Annotated in this window: 29 protein-coding genes and 2 pseudogenes; 22 read left to right on the forward strand and 9 right to left on the reverse strand. The window is 40.6% G+C overall.

Translation table 11 applies throughout. The features are described from left to right. Nucleotides 1–73 precede the first annotated feature (73 nt). Nucleotides 74–1,093: pseudogene (gene ligA / locus HLH16_RS14440) on the forward strand (NAD-dependent DNA ligase LigA); the annotation flags it as partial. Nucleotides 1,094–1,158: 65 nt separating this feature from the next. Here the strand turns inward: ligA and HLH16_RS14445 are convergent. Continuing rightward, nucleotides 1,159–2,226, reverse strand: coding sequence for an SDR family oxidoreductase (locus HLH16_RS14445; RefSeq protein WP_131289453.1), 1,068 nt, complete (start codon nt 2,224–2,226; stop codon nt 1,159–1,161). Nucleotides 2,227–2,699: 473 nt separating this feature from the next. On the opposite strand from HLH16_RS14445, the gene ftn reads away from it, so the two are divergent. After that, nucleotides 2,700–3,164, forward strand: a complete 465-nt coding sequence (gene ftn / locus HLH16_RS14450) for a heteropolymeric bacterioferritin subunit Ftn (RefSeq protein WP_067726514.1) — start codon at nt 2,700–2,702, stop codon at nt 3,162–3,164. A gap of 126 nt (nt 3,165–3,290) precedes the next feature. On the opposite strand, the gene HLH16_RS14455 is transcribed toward ftn, so the two are convergent. After that, the gene (locus tag HLH16_RS14455) at nt 3,291–3,860 is read right to left on the reverse strand and encodes a peroxiredoxin (protein WP_131289451.1); all 570 of its coding nucleotides are present in this window, start codon (nt 3,858–3,860) and stop codon (nt 3,291–3,293) included. Nucleotides 3,861–4,014: 154 nt separating this feature from the next. Here HLH16_RS14455 and HLH16_RS14460 point away from each other — a divergent pair, with 154 nt between their 5' ends. The 5 genes from HLH16_RS14460 (at nt 4,015) to bioD (ending at nt 8,712) form a co-directional block, all read left to right on the forward strand. Then, a complete protein-coding gene (locus tag HLH16_RS14460; RefSeq protein ID WP_131289448.1) occupies nt 4,015–4,743 on the forward strand; it encodes an alpha/beta hydrolase family protein in 729 nt (242 codons plus the stop codon). Between the two features lie 86 nt (nt 4,744–4,829). Beyond that, nucleotides 4,830–6,125: an adenosylmethionine--8-amino-7-oxononanoate transaminase gene (gene bioA, locus HLH16_RS14465; protein ID WP_131289446.1), complete on the forward strand. Its 1,296-nt coding sequence runs from the start codon at nt 4,830–4,832 to the stop codon at nt 6,123–6,125. Nucleotides 6,126–6,127: 2 nt separating this feature from the next. Continuing rightward, a complete protein-coding gene (locus HLH16_RS14470) occupies nt 6,128–7,294 on the forward strand; it encodes an 8-amino-7-oxononanoate synthase (protein ID WP_502699805.1) in 1,167 nt (388 codons plus the stop codon). A gap of 6 nt (nt 7,295–7,300) precedes the next feature. Next, entirely contained in the window at nt 7,301–8,074 is a 774-nt protein-coding gene (gene bioC, locus HLH16_RS14475) for a malonyl-ACP O-methyltransferase BioC (protein WP_131289442.1), read from the forward strand. Next, the gene (bioD, locus tag HLH16_RS14480) at nt 8,071–8,712 is read left to right on the forward strand and encodes a dethiobiotin synthase (RefSeq protein ID WP_131289440.1); all 642 of its coding nucleotides are present in this window, start codon (nt 8,071–8,073) and stop codon (nt 8,710–8,712) included. Before bioC ends, bioD begins: the two co-directional genes overlap by 4 nt. 75 nt (nt 8,713–8,787) lie before the next feature. Here the strand turns inward: bioD and rluB are convergent, their stop codons facing one another. The 3 genes from rluB to HLH16_RS14495 are packed head-to-tail and all read right to left on the reverse strand — an operon-like array spanning nt 8,788 to nt 11,341. Continuing rightward, nucleotides 8,788–9,918 (reverse strand): 23S rRNA pseudouridine(2605) synthase RluB, encoded by a 1,131-nt coding sequence (gene rluB, locus HLH16_RS14485; RefSeq protein WP_131289438.1) that lies wholly within the window; start codon nt 9,916–9,918, stop codon nt 8,788–8,790. Nucleotides 9,919–9,959: 41 nt separating this feature from the next. Then, nucleotides 9,960–10,550 carry an SMC-Scp complex subunit ScpB gene (gene scpB / locus HLH16_RS14490; RefSeq protein WP_171529857.1) on the reverse strand — a complete coding sequence of 197 codons (591 nt, stop codon included), beginning with the start codon at nt 10,548–10,550 and terminating at the stop codon, nt 9,960–9,962. Continuing rightward, a complete protein-coding gene (locus HLH16_RS14495) occupies nt 10,547–11,341 on the reverse strand; it encodes a segregation and condensation protein A (RefSeq protein ID WP_131289434.1) in 795 nt (264 codons plus the stop codon). Before HLH16_RS14495 ends, scpB begins: the two co-directional genes overlap by 4 nt. A 296-nt stretch (nt 11,342–11,637) precedes the next feature. Between HLH16_RS14495 and HLH16_RS14500 the strand changes: the two genes are divergently transcribed. Beyond that, nucleotides 11,638–12,372, forward strand: coding sequence for a GNAT family N-acetyltransferase (locus HLH16_RS14500; protein WP_131289432.1), 735 nt, complete (start codon nt 11,638–11,640; stop codon nt 12,370–12,372). 112 nt (nt 12,373–12,484) lie between these two features. On the opposite strand, the gene HLH16_RS14505 is transcribed toward HLH16_RS14500, so the two are convergent. The 3 genes from HLH16_RS14505 to HLH16_RS14515 form a co-directional block, all read right to left on the reverse strand. Then, nucleotides 12,485–12,757: a hypothetical protein gene (locus tag HLH16_RS14505; protein ID WP_131289430.1), complete on the reverse strand. Its 273-nt coding sequence runs from the start codon at nt 12,755–12,757 to the stop codon at nt 12,485–12,487. Between the two features lie 55 nt (nt 12,758–12,812). Then, nucleotides 12,813–13,430 (reverse strand): L-threonylcarbamoyladenylate synthase, encoded by a 618-nt coding sequence (locus HLH16_RS14510; protein WP_131289428.1) that lies wholly within the window; start codon nt 13,428–13,430, stop codon nt 12,813–12,815. 84 nt (nt 13,431–13,514) lie between these two features. Beyond that, complete coding sequence (locus HLH16_RS14515; protein WP_131289426.1) at nt 13,515–14,177, reverse strand: elongation factor P hydroxylase; 663 nt, start codon at nt 14,175–14,177, stop codon at nt 13,515–13,517. A 97-nt stretch (nt 14,178–14,274) separates the two neighbouring features. On the opposite strand from HLH16_RS14515, the gene HLH16_RS14520 reads away from it, so the two are divergent. The 6 genes from HLH16_RS14520 (at nt 14,275) to lysM (ending at nt 17,974) form a co-directional block, all read left to right on the forward strand. Then, on the forward strand, nt 14,275–14,832 hold the full coding sequence (locus tag HLH16_RS14520) for a YceD family protein (protein ID WP_131289424.1): 558 nt from the start codon (nt 14,275–14,277) through the stop codon (nt 14,830–14,832). 77 nt (nt 14,833–14,909) lie between these two features. Next, nucleotides 14,910–15,092: a 50S ribosomal protein L32 gene (rpmF, locus tag HLH16_RS14525; RefSeq protein WP_131289422.1), complete on the forward strand. Its 183-nt coding sequence runs from the start codon at nt 14,910–14,912 to the stop codon at nt 15,090–15,092. A gap of 158 nt (nt 15,093–15,250) precedes the next feature. Next, nucleotides 15,251–16,237 (forward strand): ACP S-malonyltransferase, encoded by a 987-nt coding sequence (gene fabD / locus HLH16_RS14530; RefSeq protein WP_131289420.1) that lies wholly within the window; start codon nt 15,251–15,253, stop codon nt 16,235–16,237. Beyond that, nucleotides 16,234–16,968, forward strand: a complete 735-nt coding sequence (gene fabG, locus HLH16_RS14535) for a 3-oxoacyl-ACP reductase FabG (RefSeq protein WP_131289418.1) — start codon at nt 16,234–16,236, stop codon at nt 16,966–16,968. Before fabD ends, fabG begins: the two co-directional genes overlap by 4 nt. Before the next feature lie 86 nt (nt 16,969–17,054). Continuing rightward, nucleotides 17,055–17,291 carry an acyl carrier protein gene (acpP, locus tag HLH16_RS14540; protein WP_004651013.1) on the forward strand — a complete coding sequence of 79 codons (237 nt, stop codon included), beginning with the start codon at nt 17,055–17,057 and terminating at the stop codon, nt 17,289–17,291. Between the two features lie 200 nt (nt 17,292–17,491). Next, nucleotides 17,492–17,974: a peptidoglycan-binding protein LysM gene (gene lysM, locus HLH16_RS14545; RefSeq protein ID WP_131289416.1), complete on the forward strand. Its 483-nt coding sequence runs from the start codon at nt 17,492–17,494 to the stop codon at nt 17,972–17,974. Nucleotides 17,975–18,011: 37 nt separating this feature from the next. On the opposite strand, the gene HLH16_RS14550 is transcribed toward lysM, so the two are convergent. Continuing rightward, nucleotides 18,012–18,614, reverse strand: coding sequence for a hypothetical protein (locus tag HLH16_RS14550; protein WP_171529858.1), 603 nt, complete (start codon nt 18,612–18,614; stop codon nt 18,012–18,014). A gap of 420 nt (nt 18,615–19,034) precedes the next feature. On the opposite strand from HLH16_RS14550, the gene rutD reads away from it, so the two are divergent. From rutD to HLH16_RS14590, 8 genes and pseudogenes are all read left to right on the forward strand, one after another. Next, nucleotides 19,035–19,853: a pyrimidine utilization protein D gene (rutD, locus tag HLH16_RS14555; protein WP_131289412.1), complete on the forward strand. Its 819-nt coding sequence runs from the start codon at nt 19,035–19,037 to the stop codon at nt 19,851–19,853. Nucleotides 19,854–20,191: 338 nt separating this feature from the next. Then, the gene (gene rutA, locus HLH16_RS14560) at nt 20,192–21,307 is read left to right on the forward strand and encodes a pyrimidine utilization protein A (protein WP_131289410.1); all 1,116 of its coding nucleotides are present in this window, start codon (nt 20,192–20,194) and stop codon (nt 21,305–21,307) included. Continuing rightward, on the forward strand, nt 21,304–22,065 hold the full coding sequence (rutB, locus tag HLH16_RS14565; RefSeq protein ID WP_131289408.1) for a pyrimidine utilization protein B: 762 nt from the start codon (nt 21,304–21,306) through the stop codon (nt 22,063–22,065). The genes rutA and rutB overlap by 4 nt, the downstream gene beginning before the upstream one ends. 20 nt (nt 22,066–22,085) lie before the next feature. Next, the gene (gene rutC / locus HLH16_RS14570) at nt 22,086–22,466 is read left to right on the forward strand and encodes a pyrimidine utilization protein C (RefSeq protein ID WP_131289406.1); all 381 of its coding nucleotides are present in this window, start codon (nt 22,086–22,088) and stop codon (nt 22,464–22,466) included. A 173-nt stretch (nt 22,467–22,639) separates the two neighbouring features. Beyond that, entirely contained in the window at nt 22,640–23,149 is a 510-nt protein-coding gene (rutF, locus tag HLH16_RS14575; RefSeq protein WP_502699804.1) for an NADH-dependent FMN reductase RutF, read from the forward strand. A gap of 34 nt (nt 23,150–23,183) precedes the next feature. Then, the gene (gene rutG / locus HLH16_RS14580) at nt 23,184–24,539 is read left to right on the forward strand and encodes a pyrimidine utilization transport protein G (protein WP_131289404.1); all 1,356 of its coding nucleotides are present in this window, start codon (nt 23,184–23,186) and stop codon (nt 24,537–24,539) included. Nucleotides 24,540–24,548: 9 nt separating this feature from the next. Next, a pseudogene (locus HLH16_RS14585) lies at nt 24,549–25,424 on the forward strand (NAD(P)-dependent oxidoreductase). 243 nt (nt 25,425–25,667) lie between these two features. Continuing rightward, nucleotides 25,668–26,081 (forward strand): TM2 domain-containing protein, encoded by a 414-nt coding sequence (locus HLH16_RS14590; RefSeq protein ID WP_131289402.1) that lies wholly within the window; start codon nt 25,668–25,670, stop codon nt 26,079–26,081. Nucleotides 26,082–26,231 lie beyond the last annotated feature (150 nt).

The following is a 26,231-nucleotide window of genomic DNA, read 5'->3' on the forward strand; positions in this document are numbered from 1 at the left end:
ATAATTTGAAAAAACTCAAGAAAAGCAATCATGTTATCTATATGAAATAAAAGTTTGAGTGTTACATTTACAATTAACACCGGTTGCACGTTTAAATCCTGTGGCTGTAGGGGGGGTAACAGTATCCAATGTCACCTTGCATAATATTGGAGAAATCCACCGTTTAGATGTGCGTATTGGCGATACCGTCAGTGTCTACCGCAGTGGCGATGTGATTCCGAAGGTGGAAAAAGTCTGGCCAGAATTCCGCCCAGTGGAGGCCCAAGAGATCCATCTTCCAGCGCAATGTCCAGTCTGTGATTCGCCAGTAGTGATGCCAGAAGGTGAAGCTTTGGCGCGCTGTTCAGGCGGTTTGTACTGTGCGGCACAGCGTATAGAAGCGATTCGCCATTTTGTTTCACGTAAAGCGCTAGATATTGAAGGCTTGGGTGATCGTTGGGTGGAATCTTTATTACACCTCGATTTGTTGAAAAATGTCGCTGATATTTATTGCTTGCATGAACATCGGGAACAGTTGCTGACGATTGAAAAAATGGGTGAAAAGTCGGTACAGAACCTGTTTGATGCTATTGAAAATAGCAAGAAAACCACACTGGCTTCCTTCATTTATGCCTTGGGTATTCGCGGTGTGGGGGAAACCACGGCACGTATGCTTGCCAATACCTTTCAGACTTTTGATGCCCTTAAAGCTGCGGATCTTGAAGCCTTAAAGAAAACGCCAGATGTCGGTGATATTACCGCTGAATGGATTATCGATTTTTTCCAAGCTGAACATAACTTGGAAGTGGTAAATCGTTTGCTTGAAGCCGGTATTCACTGGGATGCACCGATTGCACCTACACGTCAGCCTCTTAATGGTGAGAGCTGGGTGGTTACTGGTACGCTCAGCAGTATGGGACGTGATGAAGCGACACAGTTACTCCAAGCCTTAGGCGCGCGTGTTAGCGGTAGCGTTTCGAGTAAAACCAAATGCGTGGTTGCAGGTGAAAAAGCTGGGTCGAAACTCGAAAAAGCCGAAAAGCTGGGAGTACAAGTAATGAATGAAACCGACTTTTTAAACTTGATGGCTGAATACGGACAAGTACAAGGTTAATAAGCTTAAAGTTTGAATCAGCGCAGTTAAAACCACATGTTAGATGCATGTGGTTTTTTTAGACGTTAAGGAATGTATTTTTTCACCACCCCGTCATCCAGTAACTGCTGGAAATGCTCAATCAGACTGGTTTCAATGTTGCGGTATTGTATGCCGAGTTCTTGCTGACTTTTATGGGCATTAAAGTAGATTGGATAACCCATATTCAGTTCAACAAATGACTTGGAGAAACCTGCCAAAGGACCAAGCAGTTTGAAAGCCGCTTTCGGGAGTTTATTACGTGGGAAGGGGAACTTAGGACCAAAGTTCTGACGTAAAATTTTCCCCATTTCCAATAAGCTCAAAGTGCCACCACTAATAATATAGCGCCCTTCGGCATCAGGATTAAATGCAGCTTGAACGTGTGCCTCTGCAACATCACGGACATCGACGATCCCATTCCACATAGGCGGTACACCGAGCAAGGTCATGCCGTTAGCAAATTGTTGTAGAACTTCCACACTGCCTGACTGGGTATTTGCGGTTAATGATGGACCGAGAACCAGCGCCGGGTTAATGCACACCAAGTCCCAACGTTGTTGTGCTTTTTGCATCTCCCATGCTTTACGTTCCGCGATGACTTTGGAGTAGGGATAGGGTTGATGTGTTTCTGAACTGGTGGTATTCCAATGCGATTCATCAAATTCATTCTTTGCGGTGTGTTGAATATCAATGGCATCGCCATAAGTTGCAGCAATACTCGAGGTCACGATCACACGTTTCACTGACTCGGTTTTATTGACACTGTTCAGCACATTTTCAGTGCCTAAAATAGCAGGTTCAATAATGTCTTTTAGCGCATCTTTAAAGTTGCTCACCACAAAAGGAGATGCCATATGCAACACGGTTTCACAGCCTTGCATGGCTTCATCAAATGAATGGGGTTCAAGTAGATTGGCTTTAAAAAGTTTAAGTGTGCCCGTGGTTTCTGCTGCAATTTTATCTAAATGTGCAAAGCTTGGCTTTTTGTTGAGATCACGAACAGTGGCATGTACGGTATGACCTTGCTCCAGTAAATTTTTAATCACCCAACTGGCAATGTAGCCTGTCGCACCTGTCACAAGAATAGGTGCGGTATGTTGTGGATTTGTCATAGCTAAACCATTGTTGTTTTTTAAATTTGCGTCTATCTTAGAGTGAAATCGCAGGGTTGTCTTTGACCGATTGATGCTTAGTTCAGCTAAAATTTGTATGTGGCAGCATTCTATTTGTTATTACTCACAGCTGAACTTGTATTTAATTCGTTTAGATGAGATGCAATTGTGACCGAATGATGTGCTAAGACATGCATCACAAGGTTAAAGTCATTTATTCGTTGAGGGAATAAGAACCATTTGTAACCGTTACAAATCTTAAAAATATACTTTTATAGTTTAAATCAGCCTTGGTGAAATTGCTTCAATTACGCAAAGGCTTATTTTTTATATGGAAAGTTTGGTTAAATACACTGCAAATGCGTATGTTTCTCATTTTAATTTTATAAAAATCATAAACTTACATAATTTTTCTTTTGCATTGATGGTGGCTTTTGTCCATAATGTTAGAAAAAGGGTATGGAGTAATTGAAATGCGTGGCAATCCAGAAGTCGTAGACTATCTAAATATGTTGATCGGTGGCGAACTGGCTGCTCGTGATCAATACCTTATTCATTCTCGTATGTATGAAGATTGGGGTTTAACGAAGATTTTTGAACGTATTGACCATGAAATGCAAGAAGAAGCATCGCATGCCGATTCGCTTATTCGCCGTGTATTGTTTTTAGAAGGTACACCGAATATGAACCGTGATGACATCGAAACCGGTGAAGATGTTGTAACGTGTTTAAAAGCAGATTTAAAACTCGAATATCATGTACGTGAAAAATTGGCGCAAGGTGTAAAACTTTGCGAAGAAAAAGGCGATTACGTGACCCGCGAGATGCTTCGTCAGCAAATGTCTGATACTGAAGAAGATCATACCTACTGGCTGGAAAAACAAATTCGTTTGATTGAATTGATTGGTTTGCAAAACTATATTCAATCGCAAATGTAAGATTGCAGATTTAGATCGAGAAAGCCTGACAAGAGTTGGGCTTTTTTATGTCTTAAATTTTATCATTTGAACCCGGTTTATCATTTGAATCGAATCATACGGTCTAGATTTTGAATAATCGAAGATCTATTTTGAAAACTTTTGAATATCTGCCAAGACCTGAGCCGCATGCGATTGTGTATCTACACTGTTGTAGTGATAAACAATGGTTCCTTTGGGGTCAATCAAAAAGCTTTCTCGCTTGGCAATTTTGGTAATGCCGAGGTTACGGACAATCCCGAATTGATCTGCCAGTTGATGATGATTGTCTGCCAAGATGGGAAAAGGTAAACCTAACTTTTCTGAAAATTTTTGATGAGATTTAACATCGTCTAAACTCAAGCCCAACACTACAGCATTATTTTTTAAAAATTGTGGGTAGAGTGCCTTAAACTGATTGGCTTCTTGAGTGCAACCCGGTGAATTGTCTTTGGGATAAAAATATAAAACGATCCATTTACCTTTATATTGGCTTAAAGAATGCCATTTGCTGTTTTGATCCTGTAATTTAAACGCAGGTGCAGATTTTCCGACCCATTGTTTTTGAGAAGTTTCAGACTTTGAAAAAATGGAACTTTCAGCAGATGCAAATTGAGTAAGACTTAAGCTTACACTTATACAGAGCAAAGTGATTTTGCATATTTTAGAAGCATTCATAATATTCTGCATCTTCTTTTTGTTAGGATCTCTCCAAATACTAACAAAATAATATTCATCAAACGTAGATTATTTTTGATGGATTTTGTGCAGTTTAAAATCAATAAAATTTTATATACTGCAGTCAGTCACAGCATAGATTTAAGGATTAACATTGCAGCAACGTATTTTACTCATCACTGGCTGGGGCGGGGGCACCAAACTCCTTAGTCCTTTAAAACAGGCCTTGCAACAACAAGGTGGTCAAGTTGAATTGATCAATATCTTTAATGCCTTTGATGAGCAGATATTGCAACAACACGTTGAACTGGCTAAACAGTTTGATGTCATTGTGGGTTGGTCTTTAGGTGGGCAGTTGGCTGCTTTGCTGGTGGATCAAATTGAACAGCAATATGCAGCAAGAAAAGTCCTGATCACACTCGCTTCTAATCCTTGTTTTGTTGCTAATGACGCATGGCAAACAGCAATGGCTCACCTTAGCTTTCAGCAGTTTAAACAGTCCTTTGAACAGGATGCAATTGCGACATTAAAGAAATTTGGCTATATGGTTTGTCAGGGTGTGAAAAGTACCAAGGCAGATTTCATCACATTGCAAAGTTTAATTCAGCCACAGCAAATTCAGCTATTAAAGCAAGGTTTAAATTTACTGGAGCAATTAAATGTTGCAGATATATTAAAAAACTATCAGGGGCAGAAATATTATTTGCTTGCACAGCAGGATGCTTTAGTTAGTTGCAAAGTTATCGAAAATCTTCAAAATTTAAATACAAAGTTTTTAGATGTTGATCTAATTTCTGGCTCCCATGGTTTCCCTGTCTTCCATGCGGAAGAAACAAGTGACAAAATCTTCCAGTATTTAAAGAAAATAAAACAAACATCTTGAGAAATGGCTTATATCGCAATTCCTTTTTATTCGGTGTCAGTTTAAGATCTAAAAATTAGGATTTTTATGTACTGTTAGAGGTAAGGATGACCGAGTTAACTGATCTAGAATTTGATCTTGAACATATCTGGCATCCTTATACTTCCATGACCAATCCATTGCCGACTTTTAAAGTCAAAAAGGCCTATGGTGCAATCATCGAACTGGAAGATGGGCGTCAACTGATTGACGGCATGTCATCTTGGTGGTGCGCCATTCATGGTTATAACCATCCTGAACTGAACAAGGCAGTAACTGATCAATTACAAAATATGTCGCACATCATGTTTGGTGGATTTACCCATGATCCAGCGATTGAGCTCGGCAAACTTCTGTTAAAAATTACCCCTCCGAGCCTGGATAAAATCTTTTATGCAGACTCAGGGTCGGTGGCTGTTGAAGTAGCGTTAAAGATGGCGGTACAGTTTTGGACTTCACAGGGAAAAAGTCAGAAGACCAATTTTGTGACGCCACGTTCTGGCTATCATGGTGATACTTGGAATGCGATGTCGGTCTGCGATCCCGTGACAGGGATGCATCAAATTTTTGGTTCCAGTCTACCGAATCGTTTATTTGTTCCGGCACCGCAAGTCGGTTTTTATGATGAATGGAATCAAGCAGATATTGCTGAATTAGAACAAGTCTTAAACCAGCATCACCACACTATTGCCGGTTTAATTCTGGAACCCATCGTGCAAGGTGCAGGCGGGATGCGGTTTTATCATCCTGAATATTTACGCCAAGCCAAATTGCTCTGTGAAAAATACCAGGTGCTGTTGATTTTTGATGAAATTGCCACCGGTTTTGGGCGTACCGGCAAGCTGTTTGCGTGGGAACATGCCCAGGTTGAACCTGACATCATGTGCATCGGCAAAGGTTTGACCGGGGGCTATATGACGCTTTCGGCAACCTTAACCAGCAAGCATGTGGCGGAAACCATCAGTCAGGGCGAGGCAGGGGTGTTTATGCATGGTCCAACCTTTATGGCAAATCCACTGGCATGTGCTGTTGCGTTGAAAAGCACAGAAGTTTTATTGGCACAGGATTGGCAAGCGAATATTCAGCGTATCGAAAAACAGTTAGTACAACATTTACAACCCTTGTCAGAGCTGGATTATGTACAGGATGTGCGGGTACTGGGTGCAATTGGCGTAGTTGAACTGAGCTTTAATGTTGATATGAAAACCTTGCAACAACAGTTTGTTCAACGCGGGGTCTGGATACGTCCATTTGGCAAATTGGTCTATGTGATGCCACCCTATGTGATTAGTGAGCAACAACTCAATACCTTGTTGCAACAACTGGTTGAGGTGGTTGAGCGGATGCAAGAGGTTTCAGTATGAACATGTTGAATGACACGCTGCTAAATGACTATGCAATGAAGCTGGATGAATTAAAGCAGCAGGGTAATCTGCGTCAATTTACTTCAAATGTTCAGCAAGGTCGGATGATCGAAATTAATAGTCAGACGATGCTCAACCTTTCATCCAATGATTATTTGGGTTTGGCATCAGATTTAACTTTGCGTGAACAGTTTTTTGATGAAACCCCAAATGAACTGCGGATCATGAGTTCATCATCTTCACGTTTGCTGACCGGGAATTTTCCTGAATATGAACAACTGGAAGTCAGCTTAAGTCAGGCTTTTCAGGGGCGTGCTGCATTGTTATTTAACAGCGGCTATCACATGAATATCGGGATTTTACCTGCCTTAAGTGACAGTAAAACCTTAATTCTTGCAGATAAACTGGTGCATGCCAGCATGATTGATGGCATCCGTTTATCCACTGCCAAATATGTGCGTTATCGACATAACGACCTGAATCATCTGACTCAACTTTTGCAAAAGTACCATGCCGATGAATCATTTGATCGCATTATTGTGGTGACTGAATCCATTTTTAGTATGGATGGTGATGAGACCGATTTGGCTGAACTGGTTCGGGTTAAAAAGCAATTTGCTAAAGTCATGCTGTATGTCGATGAAGCGCATGCCATTGGCGTTCGAGGTGAGCAGGGCTTGGGTTGTGCTGAACAATATGGCGTGATTGATGATATTGATTTACTGGTAGGAACTTTCGGTAAAGCACTGGCATCGGTCGGCGGTTATCTGATTTGCCATCCGATCATTCGTGAATATCTGATTAATAGCATGCGACCGCTGATTTTTAGTACCGCACAACCACCGATCTGTATGGCATGGACTGATTTTATTTTCCAAAAAGTTTTAACTTTAAAAAATGAGCGACAGCATTTAAACAATATTAGTCGTAATCTACAGCAAGCCATTATACGTAAAGGTTTTGATTGTCCTTCAACATCGCATATTGTGCCAGTGGTTATCGGTGCGTCGCAAAAGACCGTGGCTAAAGCAATGCAGCTACAGCAGGTTGGTTTTTATATCATGCCGGTTCGTCCGCCAACTGTACCCAAGCATAGTTCAAGATTGCGTATTTCACTGACCACGCAAGTGAGCCAAACTGATCTCGATCAGCTTGTGGCATTGTTGTGAGTTTGCATGGTGAATATTGATAAATCACAAGTCGCGCAGCGCTTTGAAAAAGCCGCGCAAAGTTATACAGAACATGCGGTGGTACAAAAACAGATTTGCCAGAATTTAATTGGGTTGATGCAAGAACACTTATGCAAAAACAGTTTAGATCGTGTTTTTGAAATCGGTTGTGGTTCGGGGAATTTAAGCCATTTGCTGATGCAGCATTTTGCAGTTAAACAACTGTTTTTAAATGACCTGTATCCTGAAGTTCAGCAGCATTTTTCTGAATCTAAAAAAATAGAATGGCTGATCGGAGATATTGAACAACTGGATTTTCCACAATGCCTTGACCTGATTGCATCCAGTTCAGCTTTGCAATGGATCTTTGATTTAGAGGCGATTTTTAAAAAATGTTCTGATGCTTTAACACAGCAAGGCTATTTGTGTTTTTCGACCTTTGGTCAGCAGAATCTAAAAGAAATTAAGGCATTGACTGGACAGGGTTTGGATTATCTAAGCATTGAATCTATTCAGCAAAAGTTGATGCAGCAGGATTTTGAAATCCTGCATCTTTCAGAAAATATTGAAACTTTAACTTTTCAACAGCCTAAACAAGTACTGCAACATTTAAAAGCTACCGGTGTGACTGCAACAGCATCGCAGCATCGTTGGAGCAAACAGTCTTTACAGCAATTTTATCAAGATTATCAGCAATTTTCAGAGCTTGATCAGCATGGTCAGCGCCATTATCAGCTGAGTTACCATCCTATCTATTGCATTGCACGGAGCAAGCCATGACCGCAGCGGTTTATTTTATTAGTGGTATTGATACCGGAATTGGCAAGACCTATACCACCGGTTATCTGGCAAAGTTATGGAACGCGCAGGGCAAGAAAACCATTACCCAAAAGTTGGTACAAACTGGCAATACCGATATTTCTGAAGATATCGAACAGCATCGTAAAATGATGCAGATGGGCTGGTTTCCTGAAGATGAAACTAAACTGACCATGCCTGAGATTTTTACTTATCCAGCTTCGCCACATTTAGCGACCAAAATTGATGGTCGTGAAATTGATTTTCAAAAAATTGCAGATGCGACTCAGCAATTGGCTAATAAATATGAGGTGGTTTTACTGGAAGGTGCGGGCGGTTTGATGGTGCCTTTAACCACAGAATTGCTGACGATTGATTATCTGGCTGAAAAGAAATTTCCTGTGATTTTGGTCAGTTCAGGTCGTTTAGGCAGTATTAATCATACGTTGCTGAGCTTGGAAGCTTTAAAAAGTCGTGGTTTGGAACTTTATGCTTTGGCGTATAACTTGAATGATGAATCGCAAGATCAGCTTATCTCTAAAGACACTTCGGATTATTTAAAAGCGTATTTGGCAAAACATTTTCCAGATGCACAGTGGATGGATATTCCTGTGCTTTAAAACTTTCTCTCCTTTTGAAAAACGATAAGAAAAGCCACTCAAATGAGTGGCTTTTCTTTTAAAGGTATTTAAGCATTAAAATTTCTTAAAGCCTTTATTCAAACCAAAGGGTTTGCGTTGTGCAAATTTATCTGTACCACGGTTTTGGTTTTCAAACGTATTGCCATTACGCTCAGTAGGCGCACGGTTGCCACGATCATCACCACGTTGTTCTGAACGATCATTGCGATTGTTAAAACGGTTGTCGGTATTGCCTTCTGTACGAACAGGACGATTGTTGAAGCGGTTGTCAGAACGGCCATTTTCGGGGCTGGCTTGACGTTGGTCACGACGCTGTTCCGGTTGAGCTTCACCTTCATTATCACGACGTTGCTGACGTAAATAACCACCACGACGGGCAGCCATTGGTTTTTCTTGCATACGTTCGTTACGACGTTTTGCCATACCAAACAAGCCAGTACCTTGACGCGGTTTTAACTCAACAGATTTGGTCAAGTTGTCGATATCGCCTTTATCAAGCTCCATCCAGCGACCCGTACGAAGTTCGCGCGGTAAAATCACAGTACCGTAACGGGTACGAAGCAAGCGGCTAACTTTAAGACCTTGAGATTCAAAAATACGACGAACTTCGCGGTTACGACCTTCTTTTACCACCACTTGATACCAGCGGTTAATCCCTTCACCGCCAATTTCAGAGAATGATTCAAATTTTGCTGGACCGTCATCCAGAACAACACCATTGATCATATTGTTTTTAAGTTGTGGTGTTACTTCACCCATCACACGCACAGCATATTCACGTTCAATTTCGTTTGAAGGGTGCATTAGGCGATTCGCCAATTCACCATCGTTCGTGAACAATAACAGACCAGTCGAGTTAATATCCAGACGACCCACCATCACCCAGCGATCACCTGGAATTGCTGGAAGCTGTTCGAATACGGTCGGACGTGATTCAGGGTCATTGCGTGAACAAATTTCACCTTCTGGTTTGTAGTAAATCAGAACACGACGACGAATTTCGTCTTCAATCTGGAATTGGACTTTACGACCATCGATGCGAAGCTCATCACCTGGTTCAATACGTTCACCCACTTGGGCAACACGTCCATTGATACTTACACGACCAGCGGCAATGACTTCTTCCATATAACGGCGAGAACCCAAACCAACGCGTGCAAGCACCTTTTGTAATTTTTCACTCATGACAGCATAACCTTAGAAATTATCATCAACAGTTCACCTATCTATGACTTCGGTGCGTGAGCATCGAGGACCATAAAAGCTTCCTTGGCATCCTGCAGGGGAGGCAATTGACCCAGTGAAGACAGGCCAAATGCATTTAAAAATTGTGGCGTTGTAACTAACAACGCGGGTCTTCCAGGGAGTTCTCTGAATCCGGACTCTTTAATCCAGTTCCAGTCAAACAAAGATCTGAGTATTTGACTATTGTTTGAAACCCCACGAATCTGTTCAATATCTGCTCGCGTTACTGGTTGATGGTAAGCAATCACAGCAATGGTTTCGAGCAGGGTTGGGGATAAGCGAGTTGGTCGCTCTGGCCAAACCTGAGTAATGATATTGCGATATTTAGCACGAACCTGAAAACGGAAACCTTGTGCGGTTTCCACCAGTTCGATCGATCTGCCATGTTGTAGCATGGCAAGCTGTTGTAAGAATTGACGCAATTCTGGTTTGGTATATTGATTTTGGAACGCTTCTTTTAAACGTGCAAGTGAAACAGCTGCTTCACTGGCAAAAATAATCGCTTCCAGTTGCATCAAAACTTCATGTTGGTTATCAGCAACAGATAGGGGTGTCGCTTGATCATTTATCATGCTTGTACTCCTTGAATCGCCAGTGGCGCTTCAATACCTGTCGCAATAATATTCACTTTTTGTTGGCGTGTAAGTTCTAAAATGGCCATAAAGGTGACCACCATACCCATACGTCCTTGACTCGGTTTCAGCAAGGCCTCGAAATGCAGGATTTCACCTGACTGTAAGCGGCTTTCAATAAAAGCAATGCGTTCTTCTAGCAGTACGGGTTCTTGTTGAATTTGATGGGTAACCGGTTCTGGTCGATTGAACACGCAAAATAAGGCATCACGTAAAAGAGCAATATCATAGCCTTCGTTATTTTGTGCAATATGACCCAAACTTACATTTGTTGGGAAGGTATCGCGTTCTAGAACTGGCATTTGACCCAAACGTTCAGCTGCCTGTTTTACACGTAAATAAGTTTCTAGACGGTCAATCAGTTGTTGTTTTGGATCTTTTTCAATAACAATGGATGTACTTGCTTTTGGTAGTAGTAAACGTGATTTGAGATCGGCCAATAAAGCCGCCATCACCATATAATCTGCTGTTAATTCAATATTGAGTGACTTCATTGCATCCATATACGATAAATACTGGGCTGCAATCGGGGCAATATCAAGTTGTAATAAGTCAAAACCGCTTTTTTGAATCAGGTAAATCAGGAAGTCGAGTGGTCCTTCGAAATGCTCTAAAAGAATTTCAAATGCAGCAGGAGGAATATACAAATCCTCTGGAATTGATTCTTGCCACTCATCCATAACGCGGATGGGTGAAGCTTGCTCCATAGGATTATGGATCGGTTGATTCATTACAGTTATAGGCCACGCGAATTTTCAAAGGCATGAAGATGCTATTTCAGATCAGCGGTCAGTATAGGTGCTGGGTGATGAGAAAAAGCACATAATTAATCTGCGTAGTCTAAAGGAAAATGGACTCCAAATAAATTACAAAAGCTAACAAATGACAAAAAAACCTAAAATAAATAGGGAATTTTTATCTAACTGAAAACAACGTACATGATGTCATTGTTAGATATATATTTTTTACTGGCGAAAAGGAGATTTTTTGCGCAATATAAAATCAAGAAAACACGTTGTGATCAGCGATGAAAAATTATCAGAAAGTACAAGAAAATGAATATGGTCAAATCATCGGAATGCCAGTATCTAATCCCTTGGCCGTGCATCTTTTGGCAGAAAATCTATATGGAAACAGGGTCACATTACATGATTTGTCTGTAACCACACTGAGTGAGGAGCATTTTAAGCAAATTTGGCACTGTGTAAAAACCGAAGTAGATCGCAGTTGTTGGACCTATTTACCTTATTCCGGTTTTGAAACTGAAGATGAATTACGAAGTGCTTTAAAGAATCATTTTGGTTTTAAGGGAACAACGCATTATTTAATTGAAGTGAACCAGATTATGGTGGGGTGGGTGGGCTTAATTAATCAATGTCCTGCGGATCATGTCATAGAAATTGGAAATGTTTATTTTTCTCATAAAATAAAGCAGTCTACAGCATCAACTGAAGTGATTTATTTATTATTGAAAGCGTGTTTTGAGCAAGGTTTCCGTCGTGTGGAATGGAAATGTGATGAATTGAATCAACCTTCAAAACGTGCAGCTTTACGTTTTGGATTTCAGTATGAAGGAACCTTTCGTCAACATCGTATAGCTAAAGGTCGAAACCGCAATACCGCATGGTTTTCAATTTTAGATGAGGAATGGCCTGAATTAGAAAAGGCATATCTGGCTTGGCTAAAAGCAGATAATTTTGATATTGATGGTAAGCAGAAAAAGAAATTAAAAGATATCATCGCGTTAACTGTTAACAGCTAAAATTGATTCTAAATGCACAGTATTGTTCAGCACTTATCTACTTTTTCTAGATGATGAGGGTTGCTGGAAAGATTAAATGTTAAATAGCCAAATTTAAAAGTTATGCAATTTTTTATGTGCGCTGATCAAGCGCAAATTCTACGATATGCTGACAGACCGTGCGCAAACATAAATTTTGGCTTTCAAACTGAGCCCATAATTCATCGACTAAATAAATATCGAGGAAATACGCATACACTTTATTTTCAATGTGAATAGTGGAGGTAGCCTTATCCTTTATATAGATGACTTGGGCTTCAGATTCCAGTGTCCAAGGGTGCTCGACATAGATGGTTTTATCTTCGGAGAACTGATCGATATTGAGTAATACATGAAATAAGTCCATTTCATCTTTCTCAATATCTTTATTTATTTTTTTTCATGGAAGTTTAAAAAAGCGCTTATTCAAAAGCGCTTACATCTCCAACACCACGACGAATCACTTCCGGATGCTCACCGGATAAATCCACAATACTGGTGGTGTTTAAAATCCCTAGACCTCCATCAATAAACACATCAATGCGTTTTTCCAACTCCATTTCAATATCATAAGGATCATCTAAAGGCTCTGTATGATTGGGGAGAATCAGCGTACTGGTTAAAAGGGGTTCACCCAATTCCTTTAGGAGCATTCGACAAATCGGGTTACTCGGAATACGCAGTCCAATGGTTTTCTTTTTAGGATGCATCAAGCGTTTAGGCACTTCGCTGGTCGCAGGTAAAATGAAGGTGGTCACTGAGGGAGTATTATTTTTAAGCAGCCGATACATGGCATTATCTACTTTGGCATAAGTAGCAATATCAGATAAATCGGAACAGAGAATCGCATATTGGTGCTTGGGCCCTAGGCCACGGATTTGTGAAATACGCTCCATGGCATTTTTATTTCCGATTTGGCAACCAATTGCATACGCAGCATCGGTCGGGTAGACCACCACATCACCGGCACGAATACGCTCTACCGCCTGACTGATCAAACGCGGTTGAGGATTATCAGGATGTATTCTTAAATGAAGCATATTTATTCTCTCCCGATTTATTTTTAGATATTATCTGTTGAGTTTACAAAGTCTTGCAATCAGGCTTTGATGAGTTTGTGTAATTCAGTCTAACATTTCACGTTGAAACTCATCACTTTGTAATGTTTTGCCACTTCGCGTGCAGGCACAGATACACTGAATAAAGTGTGCTGCATCGCGAGGAAGTTTGGCTTCGCCATTAAAATATTGCTGAACTTGAGCATAAACATTGTCTTTAAAAGTTGCACCATCACCGCCATCGCCCGTTAAGTTATCCAAAGATACGCGGAATTTTCGAGCAAATGCTTTAGAGAATAACCATTCAATGGCTTGCGGTTTAATTTCAACCTGTTCAAATAATGCCTGTTGCTCAGCAGTTCGACCATCCGGTGCATACCAGTAACCTAAATCTGCCAATAAGCGTCTTTTGTCGCCAGCAATGCTCCAGTGGCTGATCTCATGCAACGCGCTATTAAAGAAACCATGCGCAAACTGGATGCGGGCAGGGCTATCTTGAGTCGCTGGAAAATATTCAGGTTCAAAATCACCACGAACAAGCGTCACATTTAGGTGGGAAAACCAGTGATTAAAGTGTAGTATAAGCCAATCTACTTGTTGAACTTCTGTTTGCAAATTAGCCCAAGGTGAGAGTTGCACATGGTCTACATACACAGCAGAATTTGAGGTTGAATGAGTGGTTAACCGTAATGAAGTGGTGACTTCAGGTTGCGGCTGCAACTGATGCATGACTTGTATTACCCAAATGATCTGTCTAAATAAGTACAAAATTGTATCTTAATCTTTGACAGAGTACCGATGAATTTGTAGAATTGCCGCCTTAATTATGTCAGCAAATACCTTTCCGGCACAGATTGAGCCGTTTAAATGGGCTGAACAGGGCTTTACATGGTCAGGTACCCTGCCATTGTCTCGCTTTGTTCGCATTTCCCGTGAAGCTGTTGGATCAATTGATAATCAATTGATTAACATAGACTGTAAGCTATCAATGGATGCGTATCATCGTATCGTATGGTTAGATGGTCATGTTGAAACGAAAGTTCCAATGGAATGTCAACGTTGTCTGAATACCGTTGAAATTCCTCTCGTTTCAGACTTTCATTTAGCGCTTGTGGATGATGAATCACTGATAGAGCGCTTGGATGAGGATGCTGATTTCATCGTCTTAGGTGAAAGTGAAGCAACGACTAAAGGTAGCTTTGATGCACCTGCGTCGGCTGATTTACTCGCGCTGATAGAAGATGAATTGTTATTGTTGATGCCGTTGTCTCCCAAGCATGATGTTTGTGTGCATAAGCATCAACCCGCCGATGAAGACATTGTCGAAGAAAAACGGGATAATCCGTTTGATGTTTTGGCAAGTTTGAAGGGTAAACTTAACTAATTTTTGTGTTATACTGTAAAGTATAAGACAACTGAATTTGTTCTGATCCATTTTTTCGATCTTTGTAAGGAGCCATCATGGCCGTTCAGCAAAACCGTAAAAGTCGCTCTCGCCGTGACATGCGCCGTTCACATGACGCTTTAACCGAGAATGCATTAACTGTAGACCAAACATCTGGTGAGGTTCACCGTCGTCACCACGTGACTAAAGATGGTATCTACCGTGGTCGTCAATTATTCGCTAAAGCAGCTGCTGAATAATTGGTGATGTATTAAGCGTCAAGCTTAGTAGAAAAAATGGGAGCGAAAGCTCCCTTTTTTTGTTGCCGATTTTTGTTGTATTTGGCAATTACCAAAATAAAAATTAAGTGTTAAATTTCGCTTCGTAAACGAGCTTAGACTCATGAAAGGATTTTTATATGTCTGCTAAACGACTCGATCAAGCAGCTCAAGCGACAAAAACTGCATTTGTTTTTCCTGGTCAAGGTTCACAAAAAGTTGGCATGTTGGCTGAACTTGCAGAACAGTTTAGTGGTGTGCAAGAAACTTTTGCTGAAGCTTCAGAAGCGATTGGTTTTGATTTATGGCACATTGCTCAAAGTGGTGAAGGGTTAAACCAAACAGAATTTACACAGCCTGTATTACTGACTGCAAGTATCGCGTTATGGCGTGTGTGGTTGGAATTGGGCGGTGTTGCACCAAAATATCTCGCCGGTCACTCATTAGGTGAATACAGCGCATTGGTTGCTGCAGGGGCGATGAGCCTTGGCGATGCAGTGAAACTTGTGAATTTGCGTGGCAAGCTCATGCAAGATGCTGTTCCTCAAGGACAGGGTGCAATGGCGGCTATTTTAGGTCTTGATGATGCCAAAGTGATTGAGCTTTGTGAGCAAGTCAATGCACAAGCGAACGGTTCAGTAGAAGCCGCAAATTATAATGCACAAGGTCAAGTGGTTATTGCCGGTGATAAAGAAGCTGTAGAAGCTGTAATGGCTGCAGCAAAAGAACAATCAGGTAAAGCGATTGCATTGCCGGTCTCTGTTCCATCGCATTGTTCACTGATGAAACCAGCTGCGGAAAAGTTTGCAGCAGCTTTGGAACAAACTGCCATTGAGCTACCAGGTCTTCCTGTAATACAAAATGTCAACGCGGAAATCGCAACTGATGTGGCAGGAGTTCGTCAGGCATTGACTGCACAATTGTATCAATCTGTGCAATGGACCAAAACCATGCAATACCTGCAAGATCAAGGGGTGGAGTATGTGGTTGAGTGTGGTCCGGGTAATGTCCTTGCCAATCTTGCTAAGCGTTTACCAAAAATCGAAAAAGCATTCCCACTGGACAGTAACAGTCGTCTTGAGGAAGCATTAAATGCCATTTTAGTGGCTGAAGGGAAAATTGCATGACACAAGAACGTAAAGTCGCCTTGGTAACAGGTGCGAGCAGAGGGATTGGAGCAGCCATCGCTCAGCAACTCATTCAAGACGGTTATTTTGTCGTTGGTACGGCAACTTCCGAAGCAGGCGCAGAAAAATTATCTGCAAACTTTGCTGAAAATGGCGCAGGTCTAGTACTTGATGTACGTGATGCGACTGCCATTGATGCTTTAGTTACAGAGATTGAACAAAAATATGGTCCTGTTCTTGCACTTGTGAACAATGCTGGAATTACCAAAGATAATTTGTTACTACGTATGTCTGAAGATGATTGGGACGATATCCTGAATATTCATCTGAAAGCCGTATACCGTCTATCTAAGCGTGTTTTAAAAGGCATGACCAAAGCACGTTTTGGACGCATTATTAACATCAGTTCTGTCGTTGCTCACTTTGCAAATCCGGGACAAGCCAACTATTCTGCCGCTAAAGCAGGTATAGAAGCGTTTGGTCGTAGCCTTGCAAAAGAAATGGGTAGTCGCCAAATCACTGTGAATGCTGTTGCACCAGGTTTTATTGCAACAGAAATGACAGAACAGTTAAGTGAAGAAATTCGCAAGAAAATGAGTGAACAAGTGGCATTGAACCGTTTAGGGGATCCACAAGATATCGCAAATGCAGTGAGCTTTCTGGCTAGCGAGAAAGCGAGTTACATTACTGGTACTGTTTTACATGTAAATGGTGGTCTGTACATGAGCTAATTAGCTGATGTATAAACTTTCAAAAAATTAGATATTCAATTAAACTAACGGCATTAAAAACGCCACAAGCAATGAGGAGAATTCCTGTGAGCGATATCGAACTACGTATCAAACAAGCGGTTGCAGAACAACTTGGTCTTAAAGCTGAAGAGATTAAAAACGAAGCATCTTTTATGGATGACTTAGGTGCTGACTCTTTAGACTTAGTTGAGCTTGTTATGTCTTTCGAAAATGATTTTGACATCACTATCCCTGATGAAGATTCTAACGAAATCACAACTGTTCAATCAGCTATTGACTATGTTTCTAAGAAACTAGGTTAATTGTTGTTTCAGCTTTGCTGAAAATGAAAGCCACCTTTTAGGTGGCTTTTTTAATGAAAAATCAAAACTGTTTTAAACAACTTTCATTACAGATCGTTACGTTAGGTTCACCAAAGACAACCTTTCTTTTATATAAATTTTAGGTATAAAAATAGGGCACTATTTTTTAAATAGCCTGAATAACAATATGGAGAAATAAAATGGGTCTTTTTGATTTTGTAAAAGGTATTGGTAAAAAAAATACAGCACCAGCAGAACCACAGCCAGCTCCGGCCACATCAACCACTCCAGCAGAACTTTCTGCACAAGAAATCGCAAACAAGCTTCTGGGACATATAAAAGCATTAGGCTTGCCTGTAACAGGACTATCTGTAAGTTATAACGGAAACAGCGATCTGGCGACCATTAAAGGGCAAGTACAAAGTCAGGCAGACCGTGAAAAAATTGTTTTGGCCGTAGGCAATGTCGATCATGTCGCGAAAGTGGATGATCAGATGACAGTGGCAACTCCCGCACCAGAAAGTAAATTCTATACGGTTAAATCTGGCGATAGTCTGTCTAAAATTTCAAAAGAATATTATGGCGATGCCAATCAATATAACAAAATATTTGAGGCTAACCGCCCATTGTTAAAAGATGCAGATGATATTTTTCCTGGTCAAGTGTTACGAATTCCCGCTTAAGTTGGACTATATGGAAAAGGCGCTTTGAGCGCCTTTTTTATCGAAGTTTGTGTTGTAGTTTAAGTCTGGCAAGTTGTTTTCTATCTAAAAAATTTTTAGGGTCTAAATAATAGTGTTGCACCAAAGCCTTAATCAGCTGTCTGCGGTTATCTTTATTAAACATATTCAGATCAATATGTGCCATTTTATATTGTTTGCGAAACTCCGGTTTTAAAATAAAGCCGATACTACTCGTTTTCCATTTTTGCTCCTGGCTTAAGATTTGTGTTTTGGGTAGCTTAATGGTACGATATTTTAAGAGATGAGAGCAGTACAGCTGGGTCTTTAACAGCCTATCGCGCTGCACCAGATTCCTGAGCTTTATTCCAAAACTCTGTATAGAAATGGTTTGACTGGTGACTACAAATCTAATGTTTAAAGCCATAAATGCCAGCATCACGATGAACATGACCATTAACCAGCCCGACATAGATTGATGCAATAAATACTGACTCAGGCTACTGAAATCTTGAACTCGAGAGAAGGTACTGAGTGAGTGCTGCGCTAAAACAATAAATATGGCAGGAATAAAGATCAGCCCGATTAAATAGCGGGGCAGATAACGACATTGAAATAGTGGATATTCAGTTGCTATGTCCATGAATCATCACCTTTCAAGAAAAGTATAGATAGGGCATGAATGCTATTTTTATCGCCATGGCTGTTCCATGGTGGGACAGGTATTACCAAGGAGAGTTATGAATTTGCCTCCGGTTATTAATAATATTTGAATTTTTTAATGCTTTTTTAGCATCCTGTTTTCTTTTAACACTCTATCTATTTTAAGTTTTTGAGTTTATAAGGATTTATCTATTTTGTTATAGATTTGAATAGGAAGGTAAATGCTGTTATTGATTGTTTAAATAGCTACTCTTTACGGTTTTCTATGATATTTCAATCTCTATATTTAAGGGCAATATGAATTTGATGGGTTATATCGCTACTTAGACTAAATTTATGAAAATTTTCAGGCACAAATTTTGCTGGTTGTTATTCAAAATATTTGAATGAACGGTAAAAAATGAGCTATCAAATTCATCCTTGTAAAGAAAATTCAGCAGCAGATTTTATAATTTTGTCATCCGGTCTGGGCGGACATGCCAGTTTCTGGAAACCTCAAATTGAAGCATTCACTCAATATTTTCATGTTTTAACGTATGATCAGGAAGGCTGTCATGCCGATTCCTCCATTTTGCCAGATCAGTATACAATTACCGATATGGCAGCACAGTTGCTGGACATTCTAAAACGGGAAAAAATTCAGTGCTTTCATTTTATGGGACATGCAATTGGCGGATTTATTGGAGCTGAATTAGCGGTAGTAATGTCATCGGAAATGCGCTTATTGAGTTTAACCTCTATCAATTCCTGGGATGAAATCGATCCGCATACCCAAAAATGCTTTGAAGCTCGGCTTCATTTATTAAAGTCAGCAGGTGCCGAAGCGTATGTCCGAGCACAGGGACTATTTCTATATCCACCGGCATGGATTTCAACACATCATCAACATTTAACAACTTTAGAAAATATTCAACTCGAGGATTTTCCACCTTCAGAAAATGTACTCAAGCGAATTCAGGCAGCACAGCAATTTAAAATCAATGATCAGCATAGGCAGGCATTAGAGTACAGCCAGCTACATTTCATTGCCAATCAGGATGATTTTTTGGTTCCTGTACACAAGTCGAGTAATTTAAAGCAGCGACTTGGTCATGGACAACTGAGCATTTTGGCTTCAGGTGCACATGCTTCCACAGTCACAGAGCCTGAAGTGCTCAATAAAACCATGCTGCAATTTTTTCAAAAGCATTTTTTAAAAGTAGCTTCACTGTCGAATTAAGCAGGCCTATTTATAGCAATAACCGGTAAATTTTTTACTAAACCGTGATTTTAAGATCACGGTTTTTTTATTGATTTTTACCTAAAAAAGTCCAGTATTGCTAAAAAATGAGTGTGTGATTTTTTATCAAATAATGCATTTTTTTGGAGCCAAAACAACTATAACGGTGCACTGCTTTAAAATTTAATTTTACTATTTGATAAAATAAATAAATTATAAATATTTGATAAATAATGATTAAAAAAATTGGCATAGAATATGCTAAATATTTCTTATAAAAATTCAAGTTGATTGATTGAAGCGAACTTATAACCAAATGGTAAAAAGAGGGATTGAAAATGAAAATAGGCGTCTTTTGTCCAATCGGAAATAATGGCTGGTTGCTGTCTGAAAATGCACCGCAATATAAACCAAGTTTTGAAATGAACAAGCAAATTGTACAGCGTGCAGAATATTATGGATTTGACTTTGCACTTTCGATGATCAAGTTGCGTGGTTTTGGTGGAAAAACTGAATTTTGGGATCATAACCTTGAAACATTTACTTTAATGGCAGGTCTTGCTGCGGTCACCAGTAAAATTAAAATTTATGCCACTGCGGCAACTTTGGTGATGCCGCCTGCGATTGTGGCCCGTATGGCATCCACCATTGACTCCATTTCAAATGGACGTTTCGGTCTGAATGTGGTGACTGGCTGGCAAGCTCCTGAATATAAGCAGATGGGTATGTGGCCGGGCGATGAATACTTCGCGAAACGTTATGACTATTTGTCTGAATATGTCGAAATTTTACGTGAGCTTTGGGCAACCGGAAAATCGGACTTTAAAGGTGAGCATTTCCAAATGGATGATTGTCGGGTCAGTCCGTTACCACAAGCAGACATGAAAATCATCTGCGCAGGACAATCCGATACAGGGCTGGAGTTCTCGGCCAAATATGCAGATTACAACTTTGTTTTTGGTAAAGGCTTAAATACTCCGAAGGCTTATGCAGACATCAATGATCGCTTAAAGGCACATACCGATAAAACCGGACGCGATGTTCAAACCTATGTGCTGTTTATGGTGATTGCTGCAGAAACTGATGAAGAAGCTTTTGCAAAATGGCAAAGCTATAACGATGGGGCAGATGTTGAAGCGATTAACTGGTTGATGAACCAGGGTAGTAAAGATACCAAATCTGGTGCCGATACCAACATTCGTCAAATGGCATCCAGTGTATCTCCAGTCAATATCAACATGGGGACCATTGTCGGTTCTTTTGAAAATGTTGCAAAAATGCTGGATGAAATTGGTGAAATCGACGGAACTGAAGGCATTCTTTTAACTTTCGATGATTTTATTCAGGGTGTAGAGGATTTCGGTCAAAAAATTCAACCGTTAATGAAATGTCGTGAGCATATTGTCATTGAAGCTGATGCAACTCAAATCTCAACTTTGGAGAAATCAGCATGAATACAAATGAATCCTTGGAGAATGTAGTTTGTGCAGGTTTTACCCAGACAGCAGGTACTGGAAAAGTTCTAAAGGCAGAACCTGAAGCAATTCAGCTTGCGCCCGAGCAAACTGCACTGATTGTAATCGACATGCAGAATGCCTATACCTCTAAAGGTGGTTATTTAGACTTGGCGGGTTTTGATGTTTCAAAAACTAAACCGGTGGTGGAGAACATCAAAAAAGCAGTCGATGCCGCGCATGCATCAAACATTCAGGTGATCTATTTTAAAAATGGCTGGGATGATCAGTATGTAGAAGCAGGGGGAGTTAATTCTCCCAATTTCCATAAATCCAATGCCTTAAAAACCATGCGTAAGCATCCTGAACTGCAAGGCAAATTACTCGCTAAAGGCGGCTGGGACTTTGAACTGATTGACGAACTCAAACCTTTAGTGCAAGACATCGTGATTGAAAAACCACGTTATAGCGGTTTCTTTAATACGGCTTTAGATAGCATGCTACGTAGCAAAGGTATTCGGAATCTGGTGTTTGTTGGTATAGCCACCAATGTCTGTGTCGAGTCGACCTTAAGAGATGGATTTTTCCTGGAATATTTTGGCGTAGCACTGGATGACGCCTGTTATCAGGCAGGACCGGTGGAGGCACATGCAGCCAGTCTGTACAACATTAAAACCTTCTTTGGCTGGGTATCTGATACGCAGAACTTTATCGAAACATTTCACTCCAAATCACACATCTTAGAAAAATCAGCTTAAGCCTTTATAGGGGAAAACACATGCCTAAAGAAATTATTTTACCCGCAGGAACAGGAAAACCATTGGCACCGTACGTACCTGCAACCAAAGCGGACAATATTGTGTACGTTTCAGGTACTTTGGCTTTTGACGAAAATAACAATGTCGTGCATGTCGGGGATGCGGCTGCGCAAACCCGTCACATTCTGGAAACCATTAAAAAAGTGATTGAAACAGCAGGCGGCAGCATGGATGACGTGACCTTTAATCATGTCTTTGTCAAAGACTGGGCCGATTATGCTGCGATCAATACTGTCTATGCCGAGTATTTCCCGGGCGATAAACCGGCACGCTATTGCGTACAAACCGGCTTGGTGAAACCGGATGCTTTAGTTGAAATTGCATCTATTGCCCATGTTTAAATGAAGAAAATTTTCAAGAAAAACAGATCTAACCATATATCAATAAAGGACAAAACTGAAATTCAGTTTGAACGATCAAGAGTCGAATTTCAGTGATGGAGGTGGTGATGAACAGCAAAATCATGACAGTTCAATCTGCAAAAGATTTACTACAGCATGCACAAAATTTCCAAATGACTGCTAATGAAGCACATACAGAAATTGCCCCGTCTACTTTTAGACAAGGGATGTCCAATTTAGGTGCAGCCGTCAATGTGATTACCACAGATGGTGCAGCGGGTCAGGCAGGTTTTACCGCTTCCGCTGTATGTAGTGTTACCGATTCACCGCCAACCTTGCTGGTGTGTTTAAACCGTTCGGCATCGGTATTTGAAACCTTTAAATGTAACCAGGTACTATGTGTAAATACTCTTGCTGCACATCACACTGAATTATCAAATGTTTTTGGTGGGAAAACGCCAATGTCGGAACGATTCTTGCGTGGAAAATGGTCAACACTGATCACACAAGCACCCGTTTTAGATGATGCATTGGTGTCGTTTGATTGTGAAATAGTGCAAATCATGTCGGTCGGCAGTCACGATATACTGATTTGTCAGGTCAAAGCCATGAGACAAAATGAAGCTAAGAATGCATTGATGTATTTCAACCGTGCTTATTGTGAGCCGAAACCCATGAACTAATCCAATATTCCTAATTTAGGGGGAGGGGAAACCCATGCAAAAAAAAGAATCGTGGTTTCCGAAATTTAAGCCTTACCAAGGCAATTTAGATACAACACCAGTCCAAATGGATGAATATTTACCTGCGGGGAAAAGTATAGTTTTAGGCTTGCAACATGCTTTTGCCATGTTTGGGGCGACGGTGCTTGCACCTTTGTTGATGGGTTTCGATCCGAACTTAACCATTTTAATTACCGGGATTGGGACCATTTTATTTTTCCTGATTACCGGCGGCCGCATGCCGAGTTATCTGGGATCGAGCTTTGCTTTTATTGGTGCAGTTGCTGCAGCAACCGGTTATGCCGGTGCAGGGTCTAACCCCAATATTGCCTTGGCGCTAGGCGGAACCATTGTTTGTGGTCTGATTTATGCGGGTATTGGTTTGATTGTCATGAAAACCGGTACCAGCTGGATTGAAAAGCTGATGCCACCGATTGTTACGGGTGCCATTGTGATGATTATCGGGTTGAATCTTGCACCCGTGACCATTAAAAGTGTGTCTGCAAGTTCATTCGATACGTGGATGGCGGTCGTTACCATTATCTGTATTAGCGTAGTGGCCGTGTTTACCCGTGGAATGGTGCGCCGTTTATTGCTTTTACTCGGTATTGTTGCTGCCTATTTTTTTTATTTCCTGATGACCAATGTCATGGGTTTGGGTACACCCATTAATTTTAGCGTCATTTCTGAAGCAGCCTGGATTGGTTTACCGACTTTGCATAGCCCTGTTTTTAATGCTAATGCCATTTTATTGATTGCACCGGTTGCGCTGATTTTGGTGGCAGAAAACTTGGGTCACTTTAAGGCAGTTTCGGGCATGACTGGCAAAAATCTTGATCCATATATGGGGCGTGCATTCTTTGCAGATGGGATATGTACTTCAATGTCTGCATCGGTCGGTGGTACAGGGATGACCACTTATGCTGAAAATATTGGCGTAATGGCAGTCACTAAAGTCTATTCAACTACGGTGTTTGTAATTGCCGGAGTATTTGCGATTTTACTCGGTCTTTCACCAAAATTTGGTGCCGTGATCAGTACCATTCCAGTGGCTTTATTGGGCGGTGCATCGATCATGGTGTTTGGTTTAATCACTGTAGCCGGTGCAAAAATCTGGATTGATAACAAAGTCGATTTCACTAAAAACAGCACTTTAATTATTGCTGCTGTCAGCCTGATTATGGGTGCAGGTAACTTCAGTTTAAAAATTGGGATCTTCGATTTAGGCGGTATTGGAACCGCAACTCTAGCGGCGATTGTGCTGAACCTATTTTTGAATCGTGGTGAAGAAAAAACCAGTTCCAGCAGTGAAAATACAGAAACCTCGGCTACCCCTGTAGCTAATCCATAGGAGTTCATTTTGAGTCAGACAATTGCATTTATTGGACTCGGGACAATGGGATGGCATATGGCCTCCCATCTTCCTAAACTTGGACATGAAGTTTGGGTCTGGAACAGAACTCAGTCTAAAGCAGATCATCATTCGATTAGCTTTAAAACGCAATCTGTCGATGATATAGAAAAGGCCGTACAAGCAGATTATATATTTTCATGTTTACCGACCAGTGCGGATGTAGAGCAATTGATTGCAACACATCCACCCAAGTCAGGCAGTATCTGGATTGATTGCACCAGTGGTGTTCCACAATCCGCACAACAGTTAAATCAAGCCTTAAAAAAAATAGGGGTTGAATATCTGGATGCACCGGTTTCAGGTCAAACCATCGGCGCTGAAAAAGGTACTTTAACCGTAATGATTGGTGGCGATGCAGATGCTTTTGATAAAGCCAAACCGATCATTGCTGCATTTTCAGGTCTCATTGAATATGTCGGCGAAAGTGGTTCTGGCTTTGCGGTGAAAGCGATTAATAATACCTTGATGGCCACCCATTTGTGAGCTTTGGCAGAAGGTCTAACGGTATTGAAATCTAAGGGTGTGGATTTATCGGCGGCTTTGAGCTGTATTAATCATTCTAGTGGTAAAAGCAGCATGTCTGAAAATATTATGGCGCAGCGGGTACTCAGTCGAAGTTTTGATAAAACCTTTGCGCTAGATCTATTGCAAAAAGATATTGGTATTGCAGTCGATTTGATTCAGGAGGAATCGTTGAATCTTCCAAGTATGCATTTGATTCAGGAGCAATTTGCTTTAATTGAAAAAGAATCCGCGCGTCAACTGGATTTTTCTGCTGCTGTACAGGGTTTGGAAAAAATCAATCAAATCGAGTTGCGATAAATATATAGCGCCTCAGATTAAATTATTCATTAAAAACCCGGATTGAAAAGTCCGGGTTTTTGTTTGAAGTGCTTTTATAATGAAGTTGTTTAGTTGGACTATCTTATAAAATAGTTCAGGAGCGTTTATAAGTACTGGCATATTGAGTCTTGTTCGAATCCATTGGATTGTTGATATTTGTTTTAAAATTAAATAATTAAACCTATAATTTAAAAGCGAATATAAATAAAACTAAGGGTATTTATGAAAGGGCAGATATTGGATTTTTCCATTCAGAGCAATTCGGGAGTGATCAGTGGTGATGATCAAAACCGTTATCAGTTTTCTGGAGCGAGTTGGCGTGGGCAAGTTCCACCTGCACGGGGGCAGAAAGTTGATTTTACCGTCGATGGAACAGGTCAGGCCAATGATATTTATATCCTCAGTTCAGCTTTAGTATTTCCAACTCAAGTGGGCGATAAAAACAGGATTATTGCAGCAATCTTGGCTTTTTTCCTCGGCGGCTTCGGTATTCATAAATTTTATTTGGGGCAAATCGGCTGGGGAATTGTTTATCTGATTTTCTGCTGGACCTTTATTCCTGCTTTGGTCGCTTTCATCGAGTTCATTATTTATTTGTGTACATCGGATGAGGATTTTGCTCGTAAGTATGGTTGATTAAAGAAATAAAAAAAGGGCATAAGCCCCACTGCTGTCCCACAATTTTTCATAAAAGGAGGCTCAATTGAGCTTCCTTTTGTTTTATCGGTATTTTATCGGGCATGAATAAAGCTTTTAAGGTTTTTCTCTCAAACAGATTTACTTGGA

Origin of the sequence: Acinetobacter sp. ANC 5378, assembly GCF_013004315.1 — a bacterium.
GTDB lineage: Bacteria > Pseudomonadota > Gammaproteobacteria > Pseudomonadales > Moraxellaceae > Acinetobacter.